Below are 3,951 nucleotides of genomic sequence, written 5' to 3'. Positions count from 1 at the left end.
TACCGTAGGTTTTACCCGCCGATTCAGCTTTGCATTTGACCAATCTAGAGTAAGAAGCGAACTTTTGCACTGACTCAAATCGGCAGATATCACCGATTTCATACAAAATTGTCAGTGACAGAATCTTGCCAATACCTGGTACAGTTTCAAGTAGTTCTAGATACACTGGAGTATGATTTTTGGCTTGTTTTTCAATGAACCATTCAACTTGAGCGAGTTCTTTGGCATAGCAATCAAGTAGCGCCATATCTAAATCAATGTTGCGCTGCACGATAGGGTCTTGATACTGCTCACGAAGTTTTTGTCTTGCTGAAATGTTCTTAAGATTTAACTCAGTTGCAGGCAAGTTGTATTGGCTGTTGGTGTTAACCACATGACCTTTGAGCATGGCACCGTGACGAACAATTTTCATTCGTCGACGTAATAGGTCACGGGCAGCGCGCATTTCGCTGGGGTAATCGTAGGCTATTGGGAAATTACCGCCACGCAGTAATGAGGCAATTTTAAAGGAATCGACTTTATCATTCTTGGTTTTACCGCCGTGAATCGCCTTCATATAAAGCGCATGACCTAGTACAAAATCAATCCCAAGTTCAGCACACCAATCTGACACCCAATACCAGCAATGCATGCACTCAACGCCGACAATCACATTGCCGATATAGGGTTCTAGTATGAGTAATAAGTCATCTTTGCTGGCACCTATCTTTTTATGAACAACAACTTCCCCTTTAGAATCAATGATGCAAACATAAAGTAAGCGTGCATGTAAATCGATACCACAGTAGTATGGATGTGAGTTATTATAAAATCTCATTGAGCTTTCTCCTGTTGGTTTAGTCACCTTAAGCATACCGCTGATGCGGCTTGCTAGGGAGGAGGCTCAATGAGTATCAAGGCATTCAATCGGACAAAATAAAGCTTGTCTCGTTTTTTGCAAAGTAACGCAAAAAAGCAATCCAACTTATTTTGCCGTTTAATTTAGCGTTATGTTTTAAGGGTAGCATGGACGATTATATTGAAACTTTAGAGTTTTTAATTGAAAACCCTAATATAAACACTGTAAACGAAACAACTTCACAATTAGACGTTCGTGTAGTCAAAGAGCTACATGATAATGGTCTAATCGACGCAATAGATTGTTGTAGCAAAAGTGGATTAAGCTTTTTAGAGCCTAAAATAAATATGAACGGTAAAGAATGGCTTGCTTCTAAACAACAGAAAGAAATTAATTCGACTACAAATAATGAAGACATTATTGATGTTAAGCCTAATTTTATGGGGGTTGGTATTAACTTTAATGCCTTATTCCGCAAGTTTAGGCGCAAATAAAACATAACAAGAAATTAAACAAGGACAAAAAACAGTTGGCTTTTTGTTCACTCCGTTCACTTATTTTAGCCAACAATTTTTTGCCTGTTAATTAGGCGTTAGCTACTTTACATTATGCCAATCGAAAGAATCGGAAAGTATTTAGAAACGGAAGATTTGGGAATTACTCACTCCTTGGGGATTGAGACTAACCAAATCGAAAGCTGTATTCGGGAGATTCAAGATAGAAATATTCTTGGAACTTTTGGTTGCCCCGTATTTGGGTTTAAGCAAGAAGACTTAGATTTTCTAAACCAAATACCACTCATCCAACAGGTTTGGTTTTGGGAAATAGGCCTGAAAGACATAAATGGAATTTACTCCTTAAGTGATTTGGCATATTTTGGCATCCATGATAAACGTCCAGCCATAGACTTTTCGAACTTCCCTAAGCTTCAAAAGGCCGTTTGGCATCCTGTTCGAAAAGATTGTGGGCTTGGAGAGTTAGATTCTCTTCAGGGGCTAGACATATGGAGATTTAAACCAAAAGAAAAATCCTACAACGCCATCGAGTTGCCTAAAAATTTGAAACAACTTGACCTAAACTGGTGCAATCCCAGCTCTCTGAAGGGCATGCCAACATTATCAAACCTAGAAGAGTTACAGATTCATTATTGTAGAAATCTAGAATCAATCGAATCGATTCTATATTTTGCACCAAATTTGAAGAAACTGGTAATAACACGCTGCGCAAACCTTAAAGACTATGAAGTGGTGTCAAGCCATGATTGGGATCACATGCACATTGAAATCAAAGGTAAAACCGTAGCTAACAAAAGCAAGCAGTCGGAGCGGTTTTAAGCTGCTTTCGTTTCACTCAATCAACTTTAAACACGCCCGCTGTTGCTGGCGTTATGTGTATCTATCTGTCATCGTAATGTTTTAATCTCAGAGGAAGGTTATGGATAAACCTAAAAGTATAAATATTACAATTATTCTTATTGTAGTTAGTTGGCTTGCTAGCCTAGTTTCGATCTTAATCATTGCTAGTAAAGTGCCTGATTTAATGCCAAATACTGTAGCTAAATACATCTCATTTGCTGTTACTACTATTTTAATGTTCTGGCTCGCATACAAAATTAATAAAGGCAAAAATTGGGCTCGGATAGTTTATTCCGTTCTAGTTCTTATTAGCTTAATCAACACCTTTATAAATTTTCAGCAATTTTCGTTATTGCCATTTGAGTTTGCCTTTTTAAGTGCTGTTACGAATCTCAGTCAATTAGGTGTTTTGTTGCTTCTCTTTACTAAAAGCTCTAATGTTTGGTTCAAAAGTAGTCTTAATGCTCAATACACATAACTAATAAGGATAGGCCGCGCGAAGCCGCGTCCTATCCCAAGTGTTGAACAAGCCCGAACACCTGAGAGTGACTCTTTATTATGTAATTAACAGCTCGAGAAAACGCGCTGTTTGATGTGATAGTTATCGTGCTAATTTTCTGTAGTCAGCAAGCTCCCTTAGCTCCTCTGCTAATTTTTTAACGCTATACTTTCAGTATCTTATATTAACTCCTCCATAGTATTGATTAAGCCATTATCCTTATTGTTTTTTCAGCGTTAGGTTATGAGCCGTAAGTTTGTCGGTCGTTTCACTATGCCCATAAAGCGCATTGGTTGCTGACAACAGGGGCAGCTGCGCGTCGCTAATCTGCGCTTTATCTCGGGCATGATTGGAAACACTGCCCCAACAAATTAACATGGCCACCCATGATAGTTGACACTTTCAGCTGGTTGGTTTAAACATTTGCTCACGTGATCATGGTGTTGAAAGGCGCAATTCGATATTGTCATTAATGCACTACAAGTACACGGTATGATCATCTTATCTGAATCGGGTAAAGTCGATTTAGCCATTAACCGTCAAATTCTAGACATGGCTTGGTAAATGTCGTCCGTAACTATTATCTAGATTAACCAAAGCGCTCGTCACTTATCGCCTGTGACGAGCGTTTTATTAAACGACCAAAGTAAGCTGTTAACTTAGAACACGGTGCATTTAAGCCTATGAACTATTGACAAATTACCTCTGTAGAATCATTCACAATGCCTGTGTTTACTTTCGCTGCCTTAACGTTATCAACCAGTTCCATTTGAATGTCTGCGAAAACGCTTGATGCTTGGAATGACCCAAAAACAAATAAGCCATAAAATTAAGACAGGCATTCAAAAATTAGAACCAATTGGTTACTGGTATGGTGTTGCTATTCTGACGCATAGGGGAGTTCAAAACACAACTATATCGATTAGCCTACACTGATATGTTCGGTAATACCGTTTCAGCTCATATCTTTAAATGAATTCATTTGCTATATTTTATTGTAAGCAAAGTAGCGCTCTGATTTATTTCTGGAGGGGGTATGGCAAGATCACTTGTACTGTTTGTTGTCTTTAGTCTAATACCCATATTTTCTGTCTATGGAAAAGAATTGAAGCTTGCTGTGGTACCTAAATTTAATGGTGTTTTTTTTGAGCAAAGTAAAGTTGGCTGTATAGATGCCGCCGCTGAAATAAAAGGCGTGGAATGCATATATCGGGGACCAGAGATAAGTAATGTTAGGATGCAAGATCAGGTAATAAATC

General features: G+C 38.4%; 4 protein-coding genes and 2 pseudogenes. 4 read left to right on the top strand and 2 right to left on the bottom strand.

Annotation, left to right across the window (positions count from 1 at the left end; all coding sequences use genetic code 11):
• The coding region (locus tag H5202_RS18735) for an IS110 family transposase (protein ID WP_182773399.1) at positions 1-817 on the bottom strand (817 nt) is incomplete at its 3' end.
• A gap of 188 nt (positions 818-1,005) precedes the next feature.
• Here H5202_RS18735 and H5202_RS18730 point away from each other — a divergent pair.
• From H5202_RS18730 to H5202_RS18720, 3 genes are all read left to right on the top strand, one after another.
• Positions 1,006-1,332, top strand: a complete 327-nt coding sequence (locus tag H5202_RS18730; protein ID WP_182773398.1) for a hypothetical protein — start codon at positions 1,006-1,008, stop codon at positions 1,330-1,332.
• Between the two features lie 114 nt (positions 1,333-1,446).
• Complete coding sequence (locus H5202_RS18725; protein ID WP_182773397.1) at positions 1,447-2,172, top strand: hypothetical protein; 726 nt, start codon at positions 1,447-1,449, stop codon at positions 2,170-2,172.
• A 100-nt stretch (positions 2,173-2,272) separates the two neighbouring features.
• Entirely contained in the window at positions 2,273-2,671 is a 399-nt protein-coding gene (locus tag H5202_RS18720) for a hypothetical protein (RefSeq protein WP_182773396.1), read from the top strand.
• A gap of 257 nt (positions 2,672-2,928) precedes the next feature.
• On the opposite strand, the pseudogene H5202_RS24370 reads toward H5202_RS18720, so the two are convergent.
• A pseudogene (locus H5202_RS24370) lies at positions 2,929-3,057 on the bottom strand (IS91 family transposase); the annotation flags it as partial.
• 671 nt (positions 3,058-3,728) lie between these two features.
• On the opposite strand from H5202_RS24370, the pseudogene H5202_RS18715 reads away from it, so the two are divergent.
• Positions 3,729-3,951, top strand: a pseudogene (locus H5202_RS18715) (sugar ABC transporter substrate-binding protein); the annotation flags it as partial.

It is taken from the genome of Shewanella sp. SG41-4, from assembly GCF_014164505.1.
Lineage (GTDB): Bacteria > Pseudomonadota > Gammaproteobacteria > Enterobacterales > Shewanellaceae > Shewanella.
The sequence above is the reverse complement of the archived record's forward strand: the minus strand, read 5'-3'. Positions and strand labels throughout refer to the sequence as shown.

Excerpts from the sequence above, each read along its gene's own strand:
- H5202_RS18730 (WP_182773398.1), top strand. The coding sequence starts at position 1,006 with ATGGACGATTATATTGAAACTTTAGAGTTTTTAATTGAAAACCCTAAT.
- H5202_RS18725 (WP_182773397.1), top strand. The coding sequence starts at position 1,447 with ATGCCAATCGAAAGAATCGGAAAGTATTTAGAAACGGAAGATTTGGGA.
- H5202_RS18720 (WP_182773396.1), top strand. The coding sequence starts at position 2,273 with ATGGATAAACCTAAAAGTATAAATATTACAATTATTCTTATTGTAGTT.